Here is a 1,176-nt window from a genome sequence, read left to right on the forward strand (position 1 = left end):
TTTACGCGCACAAAGCCGCATGTGAACGTCGGGACGATTGGTCACGTTGACCATGGCAAGACGACCCTGACGGCGGCTCTGACCAAGGTGGGTGCGGAGCGCTTTGGTGGCGAATTCAAGGCATACGATCAGATCGATGCGGCGCCGGAAGAGCGGGCGCGCGGCATTACGATCGCGACGGCGCACGTGGAATATGAATCCCCCACACGACACTATGCGCACGTCGACTGCCCCGGTCACGCCGACTACGTCAAGAACATGATTACCGGTGCGGCGCAGATGGATGGTGCCATTCTAGTGTGCTCGGCCGCGGATGGTCCGATGCCGCAGACCCGTGAGCACATCCTGTTGGCGCGTCAGGTTGGGGTGCCCTATATCGTGGTCTTTCTGAACAAGGCCGATATGGTGGATGATCCCGAGCTGCTCGAATTGGTCGAGATGGAAGTGCGCGAGCTGCTGTCCAAGTACGATTTCCCCGGAGACGACACTCCGATCGTGCGCGGCTCGGCGCTGAAGGCGCTGGAAGGGGATCAGAGCGAGATCGGTGTGCCGGCGATTTTGAAGCTGGTGGATGCGCTCGATGCGTATATTCCGGAGCCGAAGCGCGACATTGAGAAGCCGTTCCTGATGCCGATCGAAGACGTGTTCTCGATTTCGGGGCGCGGCACGGTGGTGACGGGGCGGATCGAGCGCGGCAAGGTCAAGGTTGGGGACGAGATTTCCATTGTTGGTCTGCGTGAGACCACCAAGACTACCTGCACCGGTGTCGAGATGTTCCGGAAGCTCCTGGACGAAGGGGTGGCGGGCGATAATGTTGGGGTGTTGCTGCGCGGCACCAAGCGGGAAGATGTGGAGCGTGGTCAAGTGTTGGCGGCGCCGAACACGATTACCCCGCACACCCATTTTGAAGCGGAGATTTACGTGTTGTCCAAGGAAGAGGGTGGGCGTCATACCCCGTTCTTCAATGGCTATCGGCCGCAGTTCTACTTCCGGACGACGGATGTGACGGGGGCGGTGGAGTTGCCGGAAGGGGTGGAGATGGTCATGCCGGGGGACAACGTCAAGATCACGGTGAAATTGATCGCGCCGATCGCGATGGAGGAAGGCTTGCGCTTTGCGGTACGCGAAGGCGGCCGGACCGTCGGGGCCGGTGTCGTGTCCAAGGTGTTGGAGTAA

1 protein-coding gene is annotated in these 1,176 nt (G+C 60.6%); it reads left to right on the forward strand.

Features of this window, described 5'->3' with window-relative positions; all coding sequences use genetic code 11:
• Window positions 1-1,176, forward strand: a 1,176-nt coding sequence (gene tuf / locus B2A78_RS25395; protein WP_143735325.1) for an elongation factor Tu, incomplete at its 5' end; no start/stop codon positions are given.

The sequence above is a fragment of the Methylocaldum sp. 14B genome, assembly GCF_002005105.1.
Lineage (GTDB): Bacteria > Pseudomonadota > Gammaproteobacteria > Methylococcales > Methylococcaceae > Methylocaldum.